Source organism: Allobosea vaviloviae, assembly GCF_001298265.1.
GTDB classification, from domain to species: domain Bacteria; phylum Pseudomonadota; class Alphaproteobacteria; order Rhizobiales; family Beijerinckiaceae; genus Allobosea; species Allobosea vaviloviae_B.
Genome location: NZ_LGSZ01000095.1, coordinates 103,847 through 128,640 on the forward strand (window position 1 = coordinate 103,847; position 24,794 = coordinate 128,640).

Genomic DNA, 24,794 nt, shown 5'->3' on the forward strand with positions numbered 1-24,794 from the left:
CGAATTTATGCTGCGATCATCGGCTTTTCGCCTTTGCACCATGAAACCAGCGCGCGTTCCGAACGTTGCATCCGTTCGCTGGTGAGGCGCGTCACATAGCAAATGACATTCTCTGTCGATGCTGAGCCGTGTTAGCGCCGATTCTCGTATGGATGATTGGGCGCCCGTGGATTCCAGAAACAAACTCTTCAACGGCAACGCGGATTTGCTTGCTGTCCTGACCGATGCGATGCCTCAGATGGTTTGGTCGACCCAACCCGATGGCTTCCACGACTATTATAACGCGCGGTGGTACGAGTTTACGGGCGTTCCAGCGGGATCGACCGACGGCGAGGGCTGGAACGGCATGTTCCATGCCGATGATCGGGAAGAAGCGTGGGCTCGCTGGCGCCACAGTCTCGAGACGGGCGAGCCCTACGAGGTCGAGTACCGGCTGCGCCACCACACCGGCGTCTATCGCTGGACGCTGGGGCGAGCCCTGCCGGTGCGCGACAAGGACGGCGTGATCGTGCGCTGGATCGGAACCTGTACGGATATCGACGACGCCAAGCGTGCCGCCGAGCAAAACGAGTTGCTCAGCCGCGAACTTAGCCATCGTATCAAGAACATCTTTGCCGTGATCGCCGGTCTGATCGGTCTCTCCGTCCGACGGGATCCGGCGGCCAAGGACTTCGCGAACGGCCTGCGCGAGCGGATCGCGGCCCTGGGGCGCGCCCATGAATTCGTGCGCCCGCACAGTGAAGATTCCCGCCCCACGATCGAACGCACCACGCTTCAGGGCATGCTGCAAGGGCTGTTCCGGCCCTACCCCGCCATGGAAAGCGGCCGGATCGCCATCACCGGCGACGAGATCGTCATCGACGATCGCGGTGCGACGCCTCTCGCGCTGCTTTTTCATGAACTCGCGACCAACGCGGCAAAGTATGGCGCACTGTCGACACATGAAGGTCAGGTTGCCATCGACATCACCGTCGTCGATGGCGCCGCGACCGTAAACTGGAAGGAAACGGGAGGGCCTGTGATCGACATGCCCCCCAGCAAGCCCGGCTTCGGCTCGCGCCTCTCAGAGGTGAGCGTCGAGCGTCAACTGGGCGGCAAGCTGGTTCGGGAGTGGGAAAGCGATGGCCTCAAGGTGACCATCAACGTGGCGCTAGCCAATCTGGCCCGCGGAGACGTTGCCTGAGCCGAAGGCGAGGAAACCTGGGGGCGGCATCACCGCCTCGCCGTCTCGCTGGCGGATCGCGAACGAAATGACGGATGCGATGGTGCCGTCGTCGATGGGCTTGCCCACCACGCCCAACGCGCCTGGAATGCCATTCGCAACCATGCGCGGATTGGCCGTCACGAAGACGACCTGTATGCCGCGCTCGGCGAGCTTGCGCCCGATGTCTGGCCCGGTGGGACCGTCGCGCAGATTCAGATCGACCAGCGCGACATCAGGGCGCTTCTCGGCCAGCGACAGGGCATCGGCGGTGTCGGCGGCGATGCCGATCGGCTCGAAGCCCAGATCCTCGATCACGGCCTCCATTTCCATGGCCACGATCATCTCGTCTTCAACAATCAGGATACGCGGTGACATCAGCTTTCACGCAGTTTTTCGGTGCTCAGACAACGACAACCGGTCTCGTCGGAGGTTGTTCCGAGGCAAATGAACAGATGGCGCTTCGGCACTGGGAAGCCCGCGCCGACGATGACGACGACCCGGCGACGAGCTTCCGCCCTAAGGATCAGTTGGGGCGCCGCGCTCTTCGCTCTGCGCCGTCTCGGCGGTCGCGATCGGGAGAGTCCGAAAGGAGGTCGCTGCCGGACAGTGCATGGACTTCGCTCGCCGTATCCAGCCCGATCATCATCCGCTTGAACTGCGAGGCGGCCACCGATGCGACGTCACCGTCGCGGCGCGGCTGACTCCGGGCCTTGATCACGAGTTCGGCCAGAAGCGGCGTATTGACCTCCAGCAGATCGGGAGCCAGGCCTTCCGTGGCCAACATGGCTTTGGCCCGCGCAAGCTCCGCTTCCATCACGAGAACCTCCTGAGGTCGATAGTAGCCATTCATCATGCGGTTTCCGTCTCGAGGCCGGCCATGCGGCCGCTCTGGCCAACTGGTGATGCCGGCGCAAGCGGACAAGATGGCGTCCGTCCTTTCTGAGACGAGGGGCGGGTTCGCCGATCTGGTGGCTCATCGCACGCAGGGTCGATGGCGGCTGCAGGTCATGACCGCTCTGCGTGAAGAGGCGTCGGGCTCGGCGACGGTGTCCGAAATCGGCTCGGTGCCGGGTGGACCTAGAAGCGGTCGGCCGCGAATGGCGTCATGTCGCAGAAGGTCGGCGCACCCGTCATGGCCTCCGAAAGAAGCCGTCCGGTGGCCGGTCCCAGGGTGAAGCCGTGATGGGCGTGGCCGAACGCGAACCACAGGCCGGGATGACGCGGTGCCTTGTCGATGATCGGCAGCATGTCGGGCAGGCAGGGGCGGGCGCCGCGCCAGGCTTCGGCATCGAGGCGCCGGCCGAGCGGCATGATGCGTCGCGCGACGCGTTCTGCCCGGTCCAGCTGCCAGGGATCCGAGGGCGCATCGCGGGCAGCCAGTTCGATGCCGGTCGTCAGCCGGATGCCGCGTTCCATCCGGCTCAGGACGAATCCGGCCTGCGCATCGCAAAGCGGACGATGCAGCTGCGCTCCGGCCGGCGCCTCGTAATGCATGTGGTATCCGCGCTTGAAGCCGAGCGGAAACCGATAGCCGAAGTGCTCGCAAAAATCGCCGGACCAGGGACCGAGTGCGGCGACCACCTCCTGCGCCTGCCAGGTTCCCGAGTCGGTCGGCAGGCGCCACGCCCCGGCCTCGCCTGTCAAGGTCCCTGCGTCCGCCTTGGTCAGGACACCGCCGCGGGCGGTAAACAGCGCCGCATAGGCTCGCGTCACCGCCCCGGGGTCGCTCACCGTGACGGGATCGCGCCAGTGCAGGCCTCCAGCCGCGGCGCCTGGCAGCAAGGCCGGTTCGAGGCGGCTCAGCTGATCGGGCTGGAGCACGTCATAGGCCAGCCCGTAGGCCTTCAGGTCGGCCGCGGCCCGAACCGCCTGTTCAAGTACGCGAGGGCTTTGGTAAAGTTCGATCCAGCCCTCGCCGCGCATCAGCACTTCGGTTCCAGCCGCTCCGCTCCAATGGCGATGCTCGTCGATGCTCCGTTCGATCAGCGGCAGGATCGCGCGCCCCAGCCGGTCCAGACGCTCCGGCGCTGAATTCCACCAGTAGCGCGCCAGCCAGGGCGCCATCCTCAGAAGCGTCGCGGGCCGGTAGCGCACCGCGATCGAGCGGTTCGAGGCAAAGGCGGCAAGCGTTCGCAGGTCGCGCGGGAAGGCGTAGGGAACGACCGAGGAGCGCTCGATCAGTCCGGCGTTGCCATGACTGGTCTCGGCGCCGGGCTCGCCACGGTCGACCAGCAGAACGCTGCGCCCGCGCTCCTGCAGATGCAGGGCCACGCTGACGCCGACGATGCCGGCCCCGAGCACGATCACATCGGCTCGTCGTATCGCAGTCGTCGTCACGCAGCCAAACCCGTCTCACCGACACCAAGCAGAACCACGAGACGAGCCTCAAACACAGGCAATTTGCAAGAAAATAAAAATTGTTTGACTCTGTGATAGAAAAATTTCTTGATTGGAAACCGCGAGGAGCGTGATGCCGCAGACCCTTAGACAGCGATTGCAGTCATGTCTGGCCAACGGCTCCAAGGCCGACAAGGCGCTGGGCAGCTACATGCTGGCGCAGATGCCGAGCTTGCCTTTCGAGACGGCAGCCAGCCTGGCCGAGAAGGTCTCCGTGAGCGAGCCCACGGTTGGCCGGTTTTGCCGAACACTCGGCTACAAGAGCCTGAAGGATCTCAAGGCCAGCCTCGCCGAAGACATTGGCGACCGTCCCTGGCTGATCAGTGATCGCCTGCGCGATTTCCAGCAGCGCAGCCGCGCCGGAGACGACCAGCTCGCGCGCAGCCTCGAGCTCGAGATCGCCGGTCTCGTCCGGATCTACGAGGTCGTCCAGAGCGAGGAATGGAAGCGCGTGGCCCGTCGGCTGGCGACGGCGCCTGCCGTCTATGTCACCGGCTTCCAGACCGAGCGCGGCCTCGCACAATATCTCGCCAATCAACTTCAGTATCTGCGCGAGGGCGTCCACCTCGTCGATCTCGCGGCGGGGAATTTCTCCGAGCTGCTGCTCTCAGGGGGCGAGGGGCGCTGCCTCGTGATCTTCGAGGCGAGGCGCTATTCGCGGATGGCCAAGGTATTGGCGCAGCAGGCCAAGGCGGCGGGTATCCCGACCACGCTGATCACGGATTCCTTCTGCGACTGGGGTCGCGGCCTCGTCGACGAGATGCTGGTCGTCTCGACCGATTTCAATCTGTTCTGGGACTCGACGGCGCAGATGGCGAGCCTCGGCAACCTCCTGGTCAACGCGGTCTTCATCGAACTCGGCCCGCAGGTCGAACAGCGATTGAACCGGATCGCCGAGCTCTACGGCCATTTCACCGGCCATGTCGGGGACAACTCCGGCCCGCTCGACTGAGGGTCGAGGGGGCCGAAGCCTTTCGCAACATCTCGAGACAAAAGGGGAAGCGGGATGAAGACGATGATGAAGGGGAGCATTCTGGCGCTGGGCCTGTCGGCACTCGCCACCACCACGGCGCTGGCCCAGGAGGCGACGTTCGTGATGACCGCGCGCCTCGTCGGCGCGCCGACCTACAATCCGATCAAGGCGACCAAGCTTAATACCGCGACGACGCTGATCTATGACCGGCTGGTGGTGCAGGACGCCGACCAGAGCTTTCACGGACAGCTTGCCACGTCGTGGGAGTCGAGCCCGGACGGCATGCTCTGGACCTTCAAGCTGAAGCCGGGTGTCAAATTCCACAACGGCGAGCCCTTCAACGCCAAGACGATTGAATGGTGGGTGCCGCAGTTCAAGGGCACCGAGAACGCCTTCACCGTCGCGGCGATCGACAAGGTCGAGGTGGTCGACGACCTGACCGTCCGCTTCCACATGAAGCAGCCCGACCCGAATTTGTTGTTCAACCTCGCCAGCTCGTTCATGAGCGTGCCGGAGCCCAAATCCTACGAGGCGCTGGGCGACAAGTTCGGCGTGACCGAGGCGATCGGCACCGGCCCGTACAAACTGCAGCAGTTCACCGTCGGCCAGCAGACCGTGCTCGTGCGCAACGACGACTACAAATCGGCCTCGGACCTCTCGAAGAACCAGGGCCCGGCCAAGTTCAAGAAGCTCACCTTCCGCGAGATCGGCGAGGAATCGACCGCCTATCTCGAACTCAAGACCGGCGGCGCCGACCTTCTCGTCAACGTCCCCACCGACTTCCTGCCGCGCATCCAGGCGGACAAGGCGGTCAAGCTCGTGACCATTCCCGGTAACGAGGTGGTCTATATGCCGATCAACACCAGCGTCGAGCCGTTCACCGACATCAAGGTCCGCGAGGCGACCGCCTTCGCGATCAACCAGAAGGAAATCCTCGCCAGCCTCTACGGCGGCAACGGCGCGGTGGCGGATACCTTCCTGATTTCCTCGCTGAAGGAGTCGCAGGTCGATCCGAAATACAAGATCTCGTACGATCCCGAGCGCTCGAAGAAGGTGCTCGATGCGGCCGGCTGGAAGCCCGGGCAGGACGGCATCCGCGTCAAGGACGGCAAGCGCCTTGAGGTGAAGCTCTGGGCGCAGAACGGCACCGAGTTCAAGCGCCTCGCCGAGATCGTGCAGGCGCAGCTCAAGGCGGTCGGCGTGCAGGCCGATATCAGCATCGTCGACGCAGGTTCGATCAATGCGCAGTACCGCAAGAAGACCGAGCACCAGCTCGCGGTCCGCTCCTACCAGTGGACCAATGCCGATATCGTCGACTGGTTCTTCGCGGCCAAGCGAGCGGGCTATCCCAATGTCTCGATGTTCAACGATCCCGAGGCGGAGAAGCTCAACGACATCGCCATGAACAAGTCGAAGACCTGGGACGAGCGGGTGGTCAACTTCACCAAATACCACGAGTACGTGCTGTCGCAGTACCCGTTCGCGCCGATCTATCAGCCGGTGCAGAGCGTCGCCTATGGCAAGCGCGTCGTCGTGCCCGAGACGATCCGCGGCACCGGCTTCTACGGGCCGACCATGCTCGACATCGCGCCGGCGAACTGATCCGGCGCGCGGGGGGATAAGCCTTTGCTGCGCTTCGCGATACGGCGTCTCGCCATGCTGGTGCCGGTCTTTCTCGCCGTCTCGCTGGTGATCTTCATGATCATCCATCTTGTGCCGGGGGACCCGCTGGAACACCTGATCCAGGTCGGCTCGTCGCCGGAGCAGCGGGCGCAGATGATCGCCCGTTACGGCCTGGACCAGCCGTTGCTGGTCCAGTACGGCCGCTGGCTCGCCAAGATCGCCAGCGGCGATCTCGGCGACGCCATCGTGATGCGCCAGCCGGTCAGGCAACTGATCGCCGAGAACATGCCTCACAGCCTCGCGCTCGGCGGCTCCGCGCTGATCTTCTCGACCATGGTCGGCATCGCGACCGGCGTGCTGGCGGCCTCCTTCCGCGACAGCCTGTTCGACAGGGCGGTGATGGGCTTCATCCTGCTTGGGTCGACGCTGCCGAGCTTCTGGCTGGCCCTGCTGATGATCCTGATGTTCGCCGTGCAGTTCGAATGGTTCCCGGTCTCGGGCGCGCGGACATGGGATGCGCTGGTGCTGCCGGCGCTGACCATCGGCATCGGTGGCACGGCGCTGATCGCCCGCGTCACCCGTGCCGCCATGGTCGAGATTTCGAGCCGCGATTTCGTGCGGGTGCTGCATGCCAAGGGCGTGCCGTTCTGGCGCATCCAGCTCCGGCACGTGCTGCAGCAGGCGATGCTGCCGGTGATGACGATCCTCGGGCTGCGCATCGGCTGGATCCTGGGCGGCGCCGTCACCGTCGAATATGTCTTCGCCCGGCCGGGGCTCGGCTCCCTGCTGATCACGGGGCTCGGCCAGCGCGACTACCCGCTGGTTCAGGGCTGCCTGCTGATGCTGGCCATCGCCGTGATGCTCGGCACGCTGCTCGGCGATCTCGCACAGGCGGCGCTCGATCCGCGCCTGCGCGAAGCGATGGGTGCACGATGAGCAGCAAATCCCTCGCCGGCCGCATTGCCCGCTCGCCGCGTGGCGCCATCTGCGCGCTGTTCCTGCTCGCGCTCGTCCTGTGCGCGATCTTCGCGCCCTGGATCTCACCCTATGACTACGCCGCGCAGAAGCTGTCGATGGCCAACACGCCCCCCTCGGCGGCGCATTGGCTCGGCACCGACGAGTTTGGGCGCGACCTGCTTTCGCGGATCATCCAGGGCGCGCGCACCTCGCTCAGCGTCAGCGTGCTCTCGATCGCATTGTCCGTGATCGCAGGCGCGACGCTGGGGGCCGCCGCGGGCTATTTCGGCGGGCTCTTCGACAAGATCGTCACCGTGATCGTCGATCTCACCTGGTCCTTCCCGGAAATCCTGCTCGCGCTCATCCTCATCGCGATCCTAGGACCCGGGCTGCATTCGGCGGCGATCGCCATCGCCATCGCCTATCTCGCCCAGTTCACCCGGCTGACGCGGGCGCAGGTCATGGCGCTCAGGGGCGAACTCTTCGTCGATGCGGCGGTGACAGCCGGCGCGCGTCCTGCGCGCGTCCTGTTCCTGCATCTGCTGCCGAACGCGATGACGCCGGTCATCGTCGCCGGCATGCTGGCGACGGGCGATGCGATCGTGCTCGAGGCGACGCTGGGCTTCTTCGGCTTGGGCGCACAACCGCCCGTTCCAAGCTGGGGAGCGATGATGAGTTCCGGCACCGCGCAGATCTTCATCGCGCCCTGGATCATCATCTTCCCAGGCCTGGTGATCGCCACGACGGTCATCGCCATCAACCTGTTCGGCGACGCCTTGATCGAGGCGCTCGATATCCGCCGCCCGCTCCGCGACGGCTGAGCCGGCCAGCGACATTCAGGACCATGCCATGACCTTCACCGTGCTCACCGCCGAGTTCTCGCACGAGAGCAACACCTTCAGCCGCTGCCCGGCCGATGACGCGGCTTTTGAGGATCGCGGCGTCAGCGCGGGGGACGAGGCCATCGCAGCACGCGGCGCGGCCAACACGCCTCTCGCGGGCTTCCTCGACATCGGCCGGCCGGCCGGCTGGCGCATCGTCCATGCGATCAGCGCGGCAGCCCAACCCTCCGGGCCGGTGACGCGCGACGCGTTCGAGCGCATCGCCGGTGTCATCGTGGAAGCCGCGAAGGCGCAGGCCGGCACAATCGACGGCGTGCTGCTCGGCTTGCACGGTGCGATGGTCACGGAGTTCTGCGAGGACGGCGAAGGCGAATTGCTGGAACGTCTTCGCGCCGTGCTTGGGCCGGATGTGCCGATCGGCGTCACGCTCGATCCCCACGCCAACGTCACGCGCAAGATGACCGCGCTCGCCCAGATCGTCGTCTCCTACAAGACCTATCCGCATGTCGATATCCGCGAGACAGGCAGGCTCGCGGCCGGCATCCTGCAGCGGACGATGGCTGGCGAGATCAGGCCGGTGACGCTGCGCGCCGAGCGGCCGATGCTGGAGGAGGTCAATGGCGGGCGTACCGACATCGGCCCGATGGTCGAGCGCATCGCCCGGGCCAGGGCTTACGAGAAGGAGGCTGGCGTCTTCGCGGTCAGCGTCAATGGCGGCTTCGGCAATGCCGACATCGCCGAGGTCGGGCCGACCGTGCTCGTCACCTGCGAGGGCGACCACGACCGGCACCGGGCCTTCGCCGAGGCGCTGATCGACGACATGTGGCAGCGCCGGTTCGAGACGGTCACGGATTTCCTGTCGGTCGCGGATGCGGTCGCCGAGGCGGCGTCATACATGGCGACCTCCGGCCCGCTGGTCATCGCCGATTATGCCGACAACCCCGGTGGCGGCGGCTATGGCGATGCGACCGGCCTGTTGCAAGCGATGATCGCCGCCGATCTGAAGGATGCCTGCTTCGGCCCGATCGTCGATCCGGAGGTCGCAGCCGAACTGCGCGCGGGCGAGCCGGGCGCGACGGTCTGCGTCCGCCTCGGCGGCAAGGTCGATCCGCAGATCGGCGGCGGCCCGCTCGACCTCACGGGCACGCTCGTCAGCGTCAGCGATGGCGGCTATGTCGGCGACGGCCCCATGATGGGCGGCTTGCAGGCCAGCTGGGGTCCCTGCGCCGTGCTGCGCGTCGGCGACATCGAGATCCTGGTCACCAGCATTCGCGCCCAGATGAACGACCTGCAGCAGTTCCGCGCCTTCGGTATCGACCCTGCTGCCAAGCGTGTCGTGGCGCTGAAGTCGATGCAGCATTTCCGCGCCGCTTTCGAGCCGATCGCCGGCAAGGTCATCGTGTGCGACAGCGGCGCTCTGTGCACGCCCGATCTCAGCAAGCTGCCCTATCGACGGGCCAGGCGTCCGATCTTCCCGCTCGATCGGTGAGGATCGGGTGACAGCTCACGCCCTCCCTCAGCCCGTGCTTGTACCGTCGGAGATCTCGATTTAGACCGGTGCGTGATCGCTGGCTTTGTCCCAGCCACGAACCTCCCGGTCGACTCCGGCGGCGATGAGCCGCCCGCCCAGCTGCGGGCTGAGCAGGACATGGTCGAGCCGCAGGCCGGCATCGCGGCCCCACGCATCGCGCAGGTAGTCCCAGAACGTGTAGATCCTGTCCTGGGGATGCAGCGAGCGCAGGGAATCGGTCCAGCCCTGGCTGAGCAGCGTTTGGAAAGCGTCACGCACCTCCGGACGAAAGAGCGCATCATCGCGCCAACGCTCCGGCTTGTAGACGTCGAGTTCGGTCGGGATGACGTTGTAGTCGCCGGCCAGAATCACGGGGACCTCGAGCGCGAGCAATTCCGAAGCGTGCTTCGTCAGCCGCCTGAACCAGCGAAGCTTGTCGTCGAACTTCGATCCCGGGGCGGGATTGCCGTTGGGCAGATAGAGGCAGCCGATCAGGACCCCGTCCACGGCTGCTTCAATGTAGCGGCTTTGGACGTCGTCGGGATCGCCGGGAAGGCCGCGTCTCGTCTCGATGGGCTCTCGTCCGCGAGCCAGGATGGCGACACCGTTCCAGCTCTTCTGCCCATGCCAGATCGCGCCATAGCCTGCCTTCTCGAGTTCGGCGGCCGGGAAGCGTCGGTCAGGCGCCTTCAGCTCTTGCAGGCAGACGATGTCGGGCTGCGCCTCCGCCAGCCAGCCCAGCAGCACCGGCAGCCGCCCATTGATGCCATTTATGTTGAAGGTGGCGACCTTCATGACATGTTTCGGGTCGCGCTCATCGTGCGACAACCATCGATCTAGATCGACCGATCCTGCCTGGGACGCGCTTGGTCGCGCCGCCCCGTAAGCGCGGCGAGGAGGCCCCAAAGGCCCATCAGTTTGCTCGCTCCCCCCATTCTCGTCGCCGCCAGCGCCAGAATGGCCGATACGAGGCGCGAATGCCGGCCGCTTGCCGCCGTTTTTGTCAGATAGGCGCCCACTGCCTGTCCCAGGATCAGCCGTAGCATCGTTCAGTTCTCCCTCAATGCGTGCCGCGTTTTGCGACGTGGGAGAACGTGCGGAGCTGCAACGCGTTCCCTCGATGAGAACGCGCGCCGGGATCGGGCATGGATCAGGCAGGTTGCTTCCCGGAACGGAACTGCATCGTCTCCCGCTCGTTTCTCGCCTGCGTTGATGGGCAGCGCCTGCTGAGGAAAACGGCCATGGCTCCGCGAGCTGTCTGGAAGGGCGTGCTGAAGATCGCCGAAGTGACCTGTCCGGTGTCGCTCTACACGGCCGCGTCGACATCGGAGCGGATCTCGTTTCACACCCTCAACCGCAAGACCGGCAACCGCGTCCAGCGCCAGTTCGTCGACGAGGTCTCGGGGAAGCCCGTGGAGACCGAGGATCAGGTCAAGGGCTACGACAAGGGCGACGGGGACTACGTCATCCTCGAACCCGAGGAGGTCGCGGCCGCCATCCCCGAAAGCGACAAGACGCTGACCGTCGAGACCTTCCTGCCCTGTGACGAGATCGACGACATCTTTTTCGACAAGCCCTATTATGTCTCGCCGAGCACCCCGATCGCATCCGAAGCCTTCGCCTTGATCCGCGAGGGGATGAAGGCGCAGCAATCGGCAGCGCTCGCGCGGACCGTGATCTTCCGCCGGATGCGATCGATCCTGATCCGGCCGCATGGCGAGGGGCTGATCGCGACGACCCTGAATTTCGATTATGAGGTGCGTTCCGCCGAGGATGCCTTCAGCGACGTTCCGAAGATGAAGATCGAAGACGAGATGCTCGAGCTCGCCGAGCACATCATCAAGACGAAGGCCGGGACCTTCGATCCCAAAGGCTTCGATGACCGGTATGAGGCGGCTCTGGCGGAGGTGGTCCGGGCCAAGATCGAAGGCCGCAAGATCAAGCCGCAGAAGCGCCCCGAGCCGACAAAGGTCGTCAGTCTGCTCGCCGCGCTGCGCGAAAGTGCCGAGGCGGGCGGGGGAAAGACGTCGGGGAAGGCGGCAGCTCCCAGGAAGACGGCCGCACCCCGCAAGAAGGCGAGCTGACTTAGGTCTTGCGCGGCTCCAGGCTCCGCTTGAGAGCATCCATGATGTTCACGACATTGCCCTCGCTGGCTTGAGGCTTGGCCGCCTTGGCGGGCTTGCGGCCCTTCTGCTTCGCCTTGATGATCGTCAGCAGTTCGTCCTGCACGGGGTCCGTCGCGAGGTCCGGCGACCAGTCCTTCGTGCGGCTCGTGATCAGCTTGTCCATCAGCGGGCGAAGATCGGCGTCGGGCTCGGCCTTCTTGATGCCTGCGAAATAATCCTTCTCCGGCCTGACCTCGTCGCCATAGCGCAGGGTCCACAGCACGATGCCGTTGTCGCGCGCCTCCAGCAGAACCGCGCGCTCCCGGCGATAGAGCACGACGCGCGAGATGCCGACCGTCCTGGTGCGCTTCATGGCTTCGCGAATGACCGCGAAGGCCTCCTCGCCGACCTTGCCGTCCGGCACCAGGTAATGCGGCGTATCGAACCAGATCCAGCCGACCGACGACCGAGGCGCGAAGGTCTCGATGTCGATCGTGCGCGTGCTCTCCAGCGCGACGGCGTCGAGCTCGTCATCCTCCAGCATCACATACTCGTCGTCGCCCTTGGGGTAGCCCTTGACCTCGTCGTCATCCGCCACGGGCTTTCCCGTCACGGCATCGACGTACCGGCTCATGATGCGGTGGCCGGTCTTGCGGTTGAGTGTGTGGAAGCGGACCTTCTCGCTTTCCGATCGGGCCGGCATCATCGCCACCGGGCAGGTCACGAGTGAGAGCTTCAGATAGCCCTTCCAAAACGTCCGCGGCGCCATGTCAGCTCTCCCGATGTGTCCCGGAGAACGCCGCGCGCAGGCTGATCGTTCCCGGCGATACCGAGGTCGGCATCAGGCTGCCTCGGCCCGCTTGCCCAGCTTCTTGATGGCATCGACGATCGAGCCGGCTGCGTCGTCATAGCCCTCCCAGGCCTTCGTCTTCTTCAGCAGCCCGGGCACGGTCCGGATGGTATAGCGCGAGGGATCGAGGCCGGCCTTCACCTGCGACCAGGTCAGCGGCATCGAGGCATGGGCGCCTGGCCGCGCGCGGGGCGAGAGCGGCGCGACTGCGGTGGCCATGCGATCGTTGCGCAGATAGTCGAGGAAGATGCGGCCGTTCCTCAGTCTCTTGGCCATGTTGACGACGTAGCGCGAGGGTTGGTCGTTGGCGAGTTCGGCACAGACGGCCCGGGCGAAGTTCTTCGCAGCCGGCCAGTCGACCGATGCGCGGCGTCCCGATGCCAGCGGTGCCACGACGTGAAGGCCCTTGCCGCCGGTCGTCTTGCAGAAGCTGGTGAGGCCGAGTGCGTCCAGCCTCTCGCGCATCTGCACGGCCGCGTCGATGACATCGTCGAAGCTGACGCACGGTCCCGGGTCAAGATCGAAGACGAGGCGTCCCGGCACCTCGGGGTCACCGGGCACGCAGTTCCAGGGATGCAGCTCGATGCCGCCGACCTGCGCGGCGGCAGCCAAGGCCTCGATGCGGTCGATCTGGAGATAGGGCTTCTTGTCGCCGAAGACGCGCACGAGCTCGAACAGGTTCGACGTTCCCATGCCCGCATGGCGCTGGAAGAACATCTCGCCATCGACTCCATCGGGCGCGCGGACGAGCGAGCAGGGGCGCCCCTTGATATGCGGCAGCATCCAGTCGCCGACCGCGGCGAAATACTCGGCCAGCTCCTGCTTGGAGACGGGCCGCCCATCCTCGGCATCTGGCCAGAGCGCCTTGTCGGGATGGCTGATGCCGACGCCCATCACATCGGCCCTGCCGCCACGCGAGCGCGAGAGCGAGTGTTGTGGCGTCGGCGTTTGCGTCGCTTCCGGGTCTGCGGGACGTTCGGTCTCGACCTCCTCGGCCGGCTTGTCGTCACGCAGCCCCTTGAAGGCGGCCTGGCGCACCATGCCGTCTCCGGTCCAGCCGGCGAACTCGATCTCGGCAACGAGCTCCGGCTTCAACCAGGTCACGCCCGGGTCGCGCTTGGGCGCCCCCACGCCAGTGAAGGGCGACTTTGCGGCTTCTGCTGCCCTGAGCCGGGGCAGCAGAGTGGCGACCTTGGCGGCGCTGTAGCCGGTCCCGACGCGGCCGATATAGACGAAGTGCGAGCCGCGGTAGACGCCGACCAGCAGCGACCGAAACTTGCCAGCAGTCGTGGACCAGCCGCCGATGACAACCTCGTGCCCCGCGCGGCATTTCGCCTTGGTCCAGCTGTCGCTGCGCCCGGAGACATAAGGGGCATCGACGGCCTTGGAGACGATTCCCTCCAGGGACAGCCTGCAGGCGGACTTCAGAACGGCGTCCCCGCCCGTTTCGAAATGCTCGACATAGCGGAGGACGACGCCGTCGGCATGCTGTGCGAGGCAGGTCTTGAGCTGCTCCTTGCGCTTGAGCAGCGGCTCCTCGCGCAGATCGGTCCCGCCGTCGAAGAGCATGTCGAAGGCGAAGAAGACCAGGTCGTCGGTCTTCTGTTCGGATAGGGCGGCCTGCAGCGCTGCGAAATCAGGCGAGCCATGGCTGTCGAGCGCGACGATCTCACCGTCGATGATCGCGTCGGGCAGGCCGGCCGCCGCCGCCGCGATCGCCTTGAATTTCGCCGTCCAGTCGAGCCCCTTGCGTGTCTTGAGCGTGACCTTCCCGGCCTCGATGCGCATCTGGATGCGGTAGCCGTCGAACTTGATCTCATGGACCCAGCCGGCATCATTGGCGGGTCGCTCCACGATCCTGCACAGCTGCGGCTCGATGAAGGCCGGCATCTCGGCAGAGGGGGCCTTGCGACCTGATCGCGCCTTCTGGGGCGCGCTTCGTTGCCGTGCGGCCAATCCCTTGCGACTGTCCCATTCCGCATCGGGTGCCAGCACGTCCTTCGCCAGCAGGAACGGTTTCGGGGATTTGCCCTTGCCGGCTGCAATCGCAGCCATTGTGCGTCCCGACGCGACAGAGGTGTCCACCTCCAGCACGGCCTCGCCATCGCCATCGACGGCATGCTCGTCCCGGTGCTTGATCAGCAGCCAGTTGGTCCGCTTGCCGCCGTCCCGATCCCGGCGCATCCGCACCAGCACGAAGCTTCCGTGCAGCCTTTCGCCATGGAGCGTGAACTTCAGATCGCCCTTTTCGAGCTGCCTCTCGGGGCTGAGCTTGCCCTCGGGCTCCCAATAGCCTCGGTCCCACAGCTGGACGGTGCCTCCGCCGTACTCTCCCTTGGGGATCGTTCCCTCGAAGTCGCCATAGGCGAGCGGATGGTCTTCGACCTCGACGGCGAGGCGCTTGTCCTGCGGATCGAGCGAGGGGCCCTTCGTCACGGCCCAGGATTTGAAGACGCCGTCGAGTTCGAGACGCAGATCATAATGCAGCCGCGTCGCATCGTGCTTCTGGATGACGAAGCGCAGGCGGTTCGAGGCCGCTACCGCAACATCGTCGCCAGGCTCCTTCGTCTTCTCGAAGTCGCGCTTGGCACGGTAGGTCTGGAGCTTGCTGGTCAAGGATCGGTCCCTCCGCGCTCGCTCAACGCCAGCGCCAGGGACCGGTTCCCGATGATGCAATTCGGTCAGGTGACGAGCGCGAGATCTGGCCCGGGGAATCGGGACAGACCGCGCCAGTCCATGCGCGCGACTGTGTCAGGCGCGAGGGGGGGCGACTGTCAGACGAGCGCGTCGATCGAGGTCAACTTGCCCTTGATGTCGGCGAGCGAGCCTTCATACTCCCATGTCTGCACGGTATCGTGCGGGCACTCGATGAAGATGTAATCCTCGGTGAAAGACAAAATCCTGTCGATCTTGATGATTTTCTCGACGAAGCCCTTCGACTCCACGGGGTCGATGATCAGTCGTCCTTCTTCGTCGTAGCCGTGATAGACGGATTTTGCCTTGATCTTCAGAGCGATGAACATCGTGTTACCTGCTTTTGTCGGGAGTGGGGGCGTCCTTGGACGACTGTCATGACAGCGCGTATTCGCCATAGATCGAATTGTCGAGCGCGGTGCGGCGCAACTGGACGCCGAAGCCCGCCGCATCGCTGACGGGAATGACGCCGCCCTTGACCGAGGCCTCGATCGGGTTCTCCAGCACCTCGACATGGCCGGGAATGCGCGCCCAGTAGGGGAAATGCTCCTGGATGTAGAAGTTCGGGATCGAGGCGGAAAAATGCATCCCGACCGCCGTCGACAGCGCGCTGGCGCAGATATGGGGCTGCACCTTCATGCTGTAGGCCTCGGCCATCGCCGCGATCTTGCGCGCTTCCAAGAGGCCGCCGGTGTTGCCGATGTCCGGCTGCAGGATGTCCACGGCGCGGCTCTCCAGGATGTCACGGAAGCCGTAGCGCGAATACACCCGCTCGCCGACCGCGATGCGCTGCGAGATGTTCTGCGCGATCTTGACCAGCGCGCCGACATCGCCGGGCACGGCCGGCTCCTCGACATAGGTGATGTCGAGGTTCTCCACCTCGCGGCAGAAGCGGATCGTGTCGTCGGTGGTCAGCCCGGCCGAGAGGTCGAGCATGATTTCGACATCGGGCCCGACGGCGCGGCGGATCTCGCTCACCGTCTGGACGGCGCGCTTGACGATGCTGCGGTCGCTGGCGGCGCGGAAGGAGGGATGACGCAGCCTGCCCTCGGGCATGATCGTGACGAAGGGGTAGAATTTCAGTGCATCATAGCCGTCCGTGACCGCCTTCGCGGCGGCGTCCGGCAGCTGGCTGTCCTGCGTGCAGCCGAAATACCAGCCGTTGCAATAGGTCCGCAGGCTGTCCTGGACGCGCCCGCCGAGGAGTTCGTAGACCGGGATGTTCAGGCTGCGCGCCTTGATGTCGAGCATCGCCTGCTCGATCGCGCTCATCGCCGCATACACGATCGGCCCGCCGCCCTTGGCCCAGAAGCCGTGGTCGTAGATCTCGGTCCACAAGGCCTCGATGCGGAACGGGTCGATCCCGCCCATCATGTAGCGCTCGATGATGTCCTTGAGCATGCCGGCCGACGCCGTGCCGCCGATGCCATAGGCGATGCAGGCCTCGCCGAGACCGATGATGCCCTCATCGGTCTCCAGTTCGAGGATGACCGGGCGGATGCCGCCGCTTTCGATCAGGTAGATGCGTGCCGAAGTGATCTTCATGTCGCTGTCTCAGATGTCCTTGCAGAGCCGCATCGCATCCAGCATGACGGCGTGGATGTCGCGCGACGAGATCGCGTCGCCGATGCGGTGCAACTCGTAACGCCCCTCGGGATTCAGCGAGAGCGACTGCCGCCCGCCCGCGACGAGCGCGTCGAGATCGGTCACGCCGTCATTGACGGCGCCCGCGCGCATCTCGTGATAGAGCTCATCCATCGGTATCGTCCCGCGCTCGATCACCATGCGGTCGCAGGACATCGTCTCCTCGACCTCGGTGTATTCGTTGACGAAGGTCGCATCGAGCCGGTTGCCGTTGCGTATGATCCGCTTCAGGCGCCGGTCGGGATGCAGCGCCGTGCCGGCGCGGTAGAGCTCGCGCATGATGAACGGCCGGTCGAGATAGCTGGTCTCGATGCCGGCCTGCTTGTCGGGCGTGACATAGACCAGCTGCGCGCCCTGGTCGGCCAGCATCTCGGCGCTGGCCGCGCCGGTGATCGTGCCGAGCCCGTCATAGAGCAGAACCGTGCCTTGCGAGACGCGCGGCGTCTCCAGCATCTCCCAGACCGTCTCGGCAAGTTCGGCACCCGCGACCTCGTTCTCCATCCTGTCCGGCAGCCCGCCGGTCGCGATGATCACGACGTCCGGATTCGCCGCTGCGATCGTCTCGGCATCGGCATAGCTGTTGTAGTGGAAGACGACGCCGAGCCGCTCGGCCTCGGCCAGGCGCCAGTCGACGATGCCGATCAGGTCGCGCCGCCGCGGAATGCGGGTTGCGAGCAGAACCTGCCCGCCGGCCTGCGAGGCGGCCTCGTGGACGATCACCTCATGGCCGCGTTCGGCGCAGATCCGCGCCGCCTCGAGCCCTCCGGGCCCGGCGCCGACGATGACGACGCGACGCTTCGTCTGCGCCTTGGCAATCAGATGCGGCAGCGTCGCCTCGCGACCGATCGAGACATTGTGGATGCAGCGTCGCTGCCAGGAGCAGTAGGTCGCGCCGACGCAGGGACGGATACGCTCCTCCTCACCACGGGCCAGCTTGTTGACGATATGGGGGTCGGCGATGTGGGCGCGGGTCATGCCGACCAGTGAGATTAGCCCTTCCTGAATGGCGTAGCGCGCCGTGGCGAGATCGGTGATCCGCGCCGCGTGGAAGACGGGCAGCGACAGCTGCTTTTTGACGGCGGCGACGGGCGCGAGCTGCGGCGCCAGGCCAACATGCATGCCCGGCATGTAGTCGGCGAGGCCGACCTCGGTGTCGATGCGGCCGAAGGTGAGGTTGAAGAAATCGATCAGGCCCGAGCGCTCGATCAGCTTGGCCATGTCGAGATATTCGGCGCCCGTCATGCCCTCCTCATGGCCCTCGCCGACGGCCATGCGTACGCCGAGGAGGAAGTCGTCGCCGACCCGCCTGCGGATTTCCTCCAGAACCATCAGCCCGAAGCGGGCGCGGTTCTCCAGCGAGCCGCCGAATTCGTCGGTGCGGCGGTTGACGAGCGGGTTCCAGAACTGGCCGACGAGATGGCCGTGGACATGGACCTCGCAGCCGTCGAGCCCGCCTTCCCGGCAGCGCCAGGCCGCATCGCCGAACTGGCGGATGATGCGGTCGATGTCGTGCTTGTCCATCTCCTTGGTGAAGCCGCGATGCGACGGTTCGCGATAGCGCGAGGGCGAGACGGTCGGCAGCCAGTTGTCGGAGCGCCAGTGGCTGCGCCCGCCGAGATGCGTGATCTGGCACATGATGGCTGCGCCGTGGCGATGCACACGCTCCGAGAACTCGCGGAAATGCGTGATGATTCGGTCGTCGCCGACGCTGAGCTGGCCGAAGACCGAGCCGGAATCGGGCGAGACGTTGGAGGAGCCGCCGAACATGGTCAGCCCGATGCCACCCCTGGCCTTCTCCTCGTGATAGAGCTGGTAGCGCTCCTTGGGCATCGCATCCTCGCCATAGCTGATGGCGTGGCTGGTGCTCATGATGCGGTTCTTCAGCGTCAGATGCTTGATCGTCAGCGGTTGCAGCAGCGGATCGGAGGACATGGCCGGGCTCATTTGTGAGGCAGTGAAAAGGCGGCTCAGCCTTGATCCGCGGGGGCAAGGCGCCCCAGCAGATGGCTGGCGAGGAAAAGGTCGAGATGGCCGGCGCCGCCATTCTTGAAGAGCGTCGGGCGCGTTCCGGGCTGAAGCGCAATCTCACCGCGACAGAGCGCGAACAGGTCGCCGCGGACGTCGTCGCGGGTGATGACGCCGCTGCGCAGCGGCTCGATGAATTCGCCGGATCGCTCCAGGCAGGCATAGTCGTCGACGAAGATCGCGGCGCGGCGGAGCAGCGCATCGTCGCCCTCGCGCATCTGGGGCGTGAAGGACCCGATCAGCCCGACATGCGCGCCCGGCGCGACGAGATCGCCCTTGACCAGCGGCTCGGTCGCCATGGTGGCGGAGATGACGATGTCCGCCTGCGGCAGTTCGGCATCGAGGTCGAGGCAGGCCTCGGCCGGTGTGCCCGCAGCCTGCAGCGTCGCTGCCAGCGCCTGCGCGCGCTCGGGCGTCCGGTTCCAGATCGAGACGTGCTTCAGGGACGGGCGCACGGCGCGCATCGCTGCGATGACATAGGGCGCCAGCGCGCCCGCCCCGATCATCAGCATCCGGCTGGCATCCGGGGGCGCCAGGAAGCTCGCGCCGAGCGCGCTGTCGCAGGCCGTCTTGCGGAAGATCAACGCCTCGCCGTCGATCACAGCCTGCGCCTTGCCGGTATGGGGATCGAAGACGAGGTAGAGCGCATCGACCGTCGGCAGGCCGTAGGTTTCGACGTTTCTCGGAAACGAGGTCACGACCTTGATGCCGAGCGCCTCGCCCGCCTGCCAGGCCGGCACGGCCAGCATCATGTCGGGGTGCCCGCCCTCATGCGGCTGGTCGAGCGCCAGCCTCGCGATGGTCGGCTTGTCCTTGAGATGGCCGAGCCGCATCGCCTCGATGGCGCCGGGCCAGTCGAGCAAGCGGTGGACCGTGTCTGCGTCGACCATCCGCATCAGGCGGCGACTTCGGACGAGGCGGCGTCGGCGGGCAGAGCGCGCGGCTGGAAATTCTCGGCGATGAAGCGACGATAGGCTTCGACCTCATGGCCGATCCGGGCCTCGTCCCAACCCAGCAGGTCCGCGACCGTCTCGGCCGCCTGGCGTGCGTCGGCAAGGCCCATCCCCGGCGTCCAGCCGACAGGCACGCGACGGAACAGGAGATCGATCAGCGTCTCGACCTGCTCATGCATGGCGGCGTGGCGCAGTCGCTCGGACGACAGCGGCGCGTCGCCCGGCATCGGTTTGGCGGCATAGGACAGCGGCGTCGGAGCGCCCGATGCCTGCCCCATCTGCGCGACGCGTGCCGCGATCGTCCGTCCGGCATGGCGATGCGTCATGATCGGGCAGCCCGTCACGGTCAGCGCGCCAGGCATGCCCTCAGTGGCCATGTCGTGAATCATCAGGGATTTCACGCCCGAGGCGGTCTCGCTCGTCGTGCGCGGTCGCACGCCGGCCCAGCGATAAACGATGTCCTGCGTGGTCAGGCTGAGCGAGGGCAGGGCGCGATTGGCCTCGGCGATGATGAACTCGGCCTCCTCGGGCAGCACGCGCACCGAACCCGGCTCGTCCTCGAAGATCGTCTCGGTCGGGCCGAAGAAGTGATGGTCGCCCCAGGGCATGCAGTAGAAGGGCTGGCCGATGCTGCTGATCATCTCGAAGCCCGTGCCCCGGCAGGAATCCGGCAGCTTGACGACGAGGTTGACGCCTTTGATGCCGACGAGATGCTTCTTCGTCGGCACCGGCCCCGATGTCTTGCGCAGCAGGCGGTCGGCCCAGGGGCCGGCCGTGTTGACCAGCGTGGCGGCCTCGACGGTCGCGGTCGTGCCTGGCGAGGTCGCGTCCTCCAGCGTCACGCGCCAGCCGCCGCCGGGCAGCGGATCGAGCCGCGTCGCGGTGGTGTAGTTGCGGATGGTCGCGCCGCAGCGCTCGGCGTCGAGCATCGTGTCGAGGCAGATCCGCTCCGCCCACTGATACTGGTACTCGTCAAAGACGGCGACACTGGCCAGGCGCTTGCTGTCCATCAGCCCGACCATGCCGAACTGCCGCGCCGCCTCTGCCGCCGGCAACCGACGATAGGACAGCGGCACCTTGGAGGATCCGAACAGGCCGAGCGCGCGATAGCCGAGATCGACCTTCCAGCCGGGATACTCGCCACCTTCGAAGACGGGGAAGAAGAAGCTATGCCGGCTGACGCGCTCGGGCATGGTGCTGGCGAGTTCGGTCCGGCACTCCATCGACAGCTTCGCCATGCGAAGGCGCTGGAGCAGGTCCTTCGGGCGGTAGGCGAAGCGCCACAATGCGTAGTCCGGCGAGAAATAGGCCAGGCCGGAATAGAGCAGCCGGCTCGAGCGGCTCGACGTACCCGAGCCGAAGTCGCCCTTGTCGACCACGAGCGTGGTGCGCCCGCCAGACGCGATGTGCTGGGCGGCGCTGGCGCCGACGACGCCGCCGCCGACGATGATCACATCGAAGGAGCGGCCGTCGAGTTCCGTGAGGGGAGCGCGCATCTGGGGTCTCCGATGGGCTTGAGGTCGGCGGTCAGGCGGCGTCGGGTCGCGAGGCTTCGAGTTGCGTGGCGAGCGCCGCGCGCATCGCAGCGGCGTCTTCGAGCCAGCCCTGCCGCAGCTCCGGCACGGAGGCCACGAGCAGGCGGGTATAGGGGTCGGTCGGCGCGCTCAGCACGGCCGCGCTCTCGCCAGCCTCGACGACGCGGCCATGGCGCAGCACCGTGACGCGATCGGCGATCGAGGCGACCGTCGCGAGGTCATGGCTGATGAAGATGATGGTCAGGCCGAGCTCGTCGCGCAGCCGCTTCACCAGGGCGACGATCTGGCCGGCCACGATCGTGTCCAGCGCCGAGGTGATCTCGTCGCAGATCAGGATCTCGGGTTCGGCGGCGAGCGCGCGCGCGAGATTGACGCGCTGCTTCTCACCGCCCGAGATCTCCGTCGGATAGCGATCGAGATAATGCGCGGGCAGGCTGACCATGGCGAGCAGCTCGCGCATCCGGGCCTCCGCGGCCGCGCCCTTCAGCCCGTGGAAGAAGAACAGCACGCGCCCGAGAATGCGCCGCAGCCGGTGCTTGGGGTTGAGCGCCGTGTCGGCCATCTGCACCGCGAGCTGGACCCGGCGGCGCTGGGCCGCGGTCCGCTGCGCATCAAGCCCGGCCAGCATTTCGCCGTTCAGCGTCACGGTTCCCAAGGCGGGCGCATGCAGGCCGGCGATCACGCGCGCAAGCGTCGTCTTGCCCGAACCGGATTCGCCGATCACCGCGACGATCTCGCCCTTGCCGACCTGGAGATCAACGCCGTGCAGCGTCGGGATCTGAGGCACGCCGCCGGCGACCTTGCCATAGCCGGCAGTGAGGCCGGCGACCGTGAGGGCCTTCGCCGCGCCCTGCGCGGCGCGGGGCGGCTTCTGCGCGAGGGCACCGAGGGACAGGTGCTGGCAGGCGGCGATCAACTCGCGGGTGTAGTCCTCGCGCGGGCTCTCGATGATCTGGCGGGTCTCGCCGATCTCGACGATGCGGCCGGCCCGCATCACGGCGATGCGCGTGGCGATCTGCGCGACGACGGCGAGGTCGTGACTGACGAAGAGCGCGGCCGTCTGGTTGTCGGCGATGACCTGCTTCAGCAGGCGCATCACCTCGACTTGGGTGGTCACGTCGAGCGCGCTGGTCGGCTCGTCGCAGACCAGCAGCAGCGGCTCCTCCTGCATGCCCATCGCGATCATGAAGCGCTGAAGCTGCCCGCCGGAAACCTGGTAGGGGAAGCGGGTGCCGATGCGGTCGGGAGTCGGCAGGCTGATATAGGAAAACAGCTCCCGCGCCCGGGCCCGCGCCTGGTCGGGCGTCTGGCTGCGATGCAGCAGCGCCGATTCGATCACCTGGTCGCCGAGGCGGATGCGCGGGTTGAAGGCGGCCGCCGCGCTCTGTGCGATATAGGACGCGGTCTGGCCGCGCATGCGGTTCAGCACCGCCTGGGGCGCCTTCAGCATGTCCGTTCCGTCCAGCCGGACGCTGCCGCCAGTCGTCACGAGACCCGGCCGCAGATGCCCGAGCGCCGCGAGTGCCAGCGTCGTCTTGCCCGAGCCGGATGCGCCGATCAGCGCCAGAACCTCGCCGCGCCTGACCTGCAGCGAGACCGCGTCGAGCACGGTCGTGCCGGCCATGCTGGCGATCGAGAGATGATCGACCGCGAGGATGGTGTCGTCTGCGCCCGTGCCGCTCATGGCCGCCTCAATGCCGTGCATCGCCGTCGAGCGCGTCGACGAGCATGTTGAGAGCGATCGAGACCAGCGCGATCGCGATCGCGGGTCCGACGGCTGCGAGCGGATTGGTCGAGAGCCCGCCGAGATTCTCGCGGGCCATGCCGCCCCAATCCGCCATCGGCGGCTGCACGCCGAGGCCCACGAAGCTGAGGCTGCTCATGAACAGGATGGCGAAGCTGGCGCGGATCGCGAAATCGGTCGCGAGTGGCTTGACCACATGGGGCAGCATCTCGCCGAACAGGATCCAGGCCATGCCCTCGCCGCGGGAACGCGCCAGCTTGATGTAGTCCATCTCCTTGAGATCGTTGCCGAGCGCGCGCGCGATCCGGAACACGCCGGCCGAATACACCACCGCGGCGATGCCGATGATGACCGAGACGGAAGACCCCAGCGCGGCGACGACGACCAGGCCGACGATGATCTTCGGCAGGGCCAGCACGACATCGACGATGCGGCTGAGGACCGCGTCGACGAAGCCGCCGCGCGTCGCGGCCAGCAAGCCGAGCGTATCGCCGATCAGATGGGCGAGCAGCGTCGCGCTCAACGCCATGAACAGGGTGATGCGCGTGCCGTCCATCAGCCGCGAGAGCACGTCCCGGCCAAGGTAGTCGGCGCCGAGCCAGATGCCGGCGACGGGCGGGCTGAACGGCTCGTCGGAGACGAAATCGAACGGATCCTGCGGCAGCGCAAACAGCGAGACGACGGCAATCAGCGCAAAGGCGATCAGGATCGCGGCGCTGAAAACCAGCGTCGGCGAGAGCCGCCTGCGGGATGCGACGCGGCTCATATCGCGTCCATCGGGCGTTGCGGCAGGGAGCGCGGATCGAAGACGCGCGCCATCACGTCGGCGAGCAGGATCAGCAGCACATAGGTCGCGCAGAAGATCATGGCGCAGGCCTGCACCACCGGCAGGTCGCGCGACTGCACCGAATCGATCATCAGTCGTGCCAGGCCGGGATAGGCGAAGATCGTCTCGACCACGACGATGCCGCTGACCAGATAGGCCGTGTTCAGCGCCACGACATTGGCGATCGGCCCGACCGCATTGCGCAGCGCATGGCGCGCCACGACCCGGCGGCCGGGGACGCCTTTCAGGATCGCCATCTCGATATAAGCTTGCGTCAGGATGTTGCCGAGGATGGCGCGCGTCATCCGGGCGATCTGCGCGGTGACGACGACGACGAGGCTTGCCGTCGGCAGGAGCAGCGCGCGTGCCGTCTGGCCGAGGCCGGACCCTGTGCTGAGATAGGCGACGGCCGGCAGCCAGCCGAGATTGACGGCAAACAGCAGCACCAGCAGCGTCGCGAGCAGGAATTCCGGCGTGGCCGAAAGCGCCAGGATGACGATCGAAGCGCCGCGGTCGAGCGCCCGCCCGTTCCACATCGCCATGACCACGCCGAGCGCGATCGCCAGCGGCACGGCGATCAGCGTGGTGATGCCAGCCAGCAGGGCGGTGTTGGCGACGCGCTCGGAGAGCAGGCCGCTGACCGGCGACTTCGTCACCAGCGAGCGGCCCCAATCGCCCTGAACGGCGCCGACGAGCCACTGCAGATAGCGCTGCAGCGGCGGCTGGTTCAGGCCCATCTCGATGCGCAGCGCCTTCACGTTCTCCGGCGTCGCATACTGGCCGAGCGCGACCTGCGCGACGTCGCCGGGCAGGATCTCGCAGGCCCAGAACACGAGCAGCGAGACGATGAAGAGCAGCAGCAGCGTGGCCAGCAACCGCCAGGCGATGAAATGAGCCACGCTCCTACTCCGC

Annotated in this window: 21 protein-coding genes; 7 read left to right on the forward strand and 14 right to left on the reverse strand. The window is 66.3% G+C overall.

Annotated elements, in window-relative coordinates; translation table 11 throughout:
- The first annotated feature begins 118 nt into the window (after window positions 1-118).
- Window positions 119-1,183: a sensor histidine kinase gene (locus tag AE618_RS26440; RefSeq protein ID WP_082365608.1), complete on the forward strand. Its 1,065-nt coding sequence runs from the start codon at window positions 119-121 to the stop codon at window positions 1,181-1,183.
- Here AE618_RS26440 and AE618_RS26445 read toward each other — a convergent pair.
- The 3 genes from AE618_RS26445 to AE618_RS26455 form a co-directional block, all read right to left on the reverse strand.
- A complete protein-coding gene (locus AE618_RS26445) occupies window positions 1,151-1,579 on the reverse strand; it encodes a response regulator (RefSeq protein ID WP_054212039.1) in 429 nt (142 codons plus the stop codon). The two genes, AE618_RS26440 and AE618_RS26445, sit on opposite strands and share 33 nt — an antisense overlap.
- Before the next feature lie 148 nt (window positions 1,580-1,727).
- Window positions 1,728-2,018, reverse strand: a complete 291-nt coding sequence (locus tag AE618_RS26450) for a hypothetical protein (RefSeq protein WP_156330507.1) — start codon at window positions 2,016-2,018, stop codon at window positions 1,728-1,730.
- A 263-nt stretch (window positions 2,019-2,281) separates the two neighbouring features.
- Complete coding sequence (locus AE618_RS26455) at window positions 2,282-3,541, reverse strand: NAD(P)/FAD-dependent oxidoreductase (RefSeq protein ID WP_248311035.1); 1,260 nt, start codon at window positions 3,539-3,541, stop codon at window positions 2,282-2,284.
- A gap of 133 nt (window positions 3,542-3,674) precedes the next feature.
- On the opposite strand from AE618_RS26455, the gene AE618_RS26460 reads away from it, so the two are divergent.
- From AE618_RS26460 to AE618_RS26480, 5 genes are read left to right on the forward strand one after another with little or no spacing between them, the layout of a single operon-like run.
- Complete coding sequence (locus tag AE618_RS26460) at window positions 3,675-4,553, forward strand: MurR/RpiR family transcriptional regulator (protein WP_054212041.1); 879 nt, start codon at window positions 3,675-3,677, stop codon at window positions 4,551-4,553.
- Between the two features lie 54 nt (window positions 4,554-4,607).
- Window positions 4,608-6,176, forward strand: a complete 1,569-nt coding sequence (locus AE618_RS26465) for an ABC transporter substrate-binding protein (protein WP_054212042.1) — start codon at window positions 4,608-4,610, stop codon at window positions 6,174-6,176.
- A 24-nt stretch (window positions 6,177-6,200) separates the two neighbouring features.
- Window positions 6,201-7,133 carry an ABC transporter permease gene (locus AE618_RS26470; protein WP_054212043.1) on the forward strand — a complete coding sequence of 311 codons (933 nt, stop codon included), beginning with the start codon at window positions 6,201-6,203 and terminating at the stop codon, window positions 7,131-7,133.
- A complete protein-coding gene (locus AE618_RS26475; RefSeq protein WP_054212044.1) occupies window positions 7,130-7,975 on the forward strand; it encodes an ABC transporter permease in 846 nt (281 codons plus the stop codon). Before AE618_RS26470 ends, AE618_RS26475 begins: the two co-directional genes overlap by 4 nt.
- Before the next feature lie 28 nt (window positions 7,976-8,003).
- Complete coding sequence (locus tag AE618_RS26480; protein WP_054212045.1) at window positions 8,004-9,485, forward strand: M81 family metallopeptidase; 1,482 nt, start codon at window positions 8,004-8,006, stop codon at window positions 9,483-9,485.
- Window positions 9,486-9,545: 60 nt separating this feature from the next.
- Here the strand turns inward: AE618_RS26480 and xth are convergent, their stop codons facing one another.
- Complete coding sequence (gene xth, locus AE618_RS26485) at window positions 9,546-10,301, reverse strand: exodeoxyribonuclease III (RefSeq protein ID WP_054212046.1); 756 nt, start codon at window positions 10,299-10,301, stop codon at window positions 9,546-9,548.
- 446 nt (window positions 10,302-10,747) lie between these two features.
- On the opposite strand from xth, the gene AE618_RS26495 reads away from it, so the two are divergent.
- A complete protein-coding gene (locus AE618_RS26495) occupies window positions 10,748-11,590 on the forward strand; it encodes a Ku protein (protein ID WP_054212048.1) in 843 nt (280 codons plus the stop codon).
- A gap of 1 nt (window position 11,591) precedes the next feature.
- Here AE618_RS26495 and AE618_RS26500 read toward each other — a convergent pair whose 3' ends face one another.
- The 10 genes from AE618_RS26500 to AE618_RS26545 all read right to left on the reverse strand — a co-directional run bounded on the left by AE618_RS26500 (window position 11,592) and on the right by AE618_RS26545 (window position 24,781).
- Window positions 11,592-12,380: a Ku protein gene (locus AE618_RS26500; RefSeq protein WP_054212049.1), complete on the reverse strand. Its 789-nt coding sequence runs from the start codon at window positions 12,378-12,380 to the stop codon at window positions 11,592-11,594.
- 72 nt (window positions 12,381-12,452) lie between these two features.
- On the reverse strand, window positions 12,453-15,077 hold the full coding sequence (ligD, locus tag AE618_RS26505) for a DNA ligase D (RefSeq protein ID WP_054212050.1): 2,625 nt from the start codon (window positions 15,075-15,077) through the stop codon (window positions 12,453-12,455).
- A 158-nt stretch (window positions 15,078-15,235) separates the two neighbouring features.
- Window positions 15,236-15,484 carry a hypothetical protein gene (locus AE618_RS26510; RefSeq protein WP_054212051.1) on the reverse strand — a complete coding sequence of 83 codons (249 nt, stop codon included), beginning with the start codon at window positions 15,482-15,484 and terminating at the stop codon, window positions 15,236-15,238.
- A 46-nt stretch (window positions 15,485-15,530) separates the two neighbouring features.
- Window positions 15,531-16,700, reverse strand: a complete 1,170-nt coding sequence (locus tag AE618_RS26515) for a mandelate racemase/muconate lactonizing enzyme family protein (protein ID WP_054212052.1) — start codon at window positions 16,698-16,700, stop codon at window positions 15,531-15,533.
- A 9-nt stretch (window positions 16,701-16,709) separates the two neighbouring features.
- Complete coding sequence (locus AE618_RS26520; RefSeq protein ID WP_082365609.1) at window positions 16,710-18,731, reverse strand: NADH:flavin oxidoreductase; 2,022 nt, start codon at window positions 18,729-18,731, stop codon at window positions 16,710-16,712.
- Window positions 18,732-18,766: 35 nt separating this feature from the next.
- Entirely contained in the window at window positions 18,767-19,714 is a 948-nt protein-coding gene (locus tag AE618_RS26525; RefSeq protein WP_248311036.1) for an ornithine cyclodeaminase family protein, read from the reverse strand.
- Between the two features lie 5 nt (window positions 19,715-19,719).
- A complete protein-coding gene (locus AE618_RS26530) occupies window positions 19,720-21,273 on the reverse strand; it encodes an FAD-dependent oxidoreductase (protein WP_054212055.1) in 1,554 nt (517 codons plus the stop codon).
- Between the two features lie 31 nt (window positions 21,274-21,304).
- Entirely contained in the window at window positions 21,305-22,996 is a 1,692-nt protein-coding gene (locus tag AE618_RS26535) for an ABC transporter ATP-binding protein (RefSeq protein WP_054212056.1), read from the reverse strand.
- Window positions 22,997-23,003: 7 nt separating this feature from the next.
- On the reverse strand, window positions 23,004-23,822 hold the full coding sequence (locus AE618_RS26540) for an ABC transporter permease (protein ID WP_054212057.1): 819 nt from the start codon (window positions 23,820-23,822) through the stop codon (window positions 23,004-23,006).
- A complete protein-coding gene (locus AE618_RS26545) occupies window positions 23,819-24,781 on the reverse strand; it encodes an ABC transporter permease (protein ID WP_054212058.1) in 963 nt (320 codons plus the stop codon). The genes AE618_RS26540 and AE618_RS26545 overlap by 4 nt, the downstream gene beginning before the upstream one ends.
- Window positions 24,782-24,794: the final 13 nt, after the last annotated feature.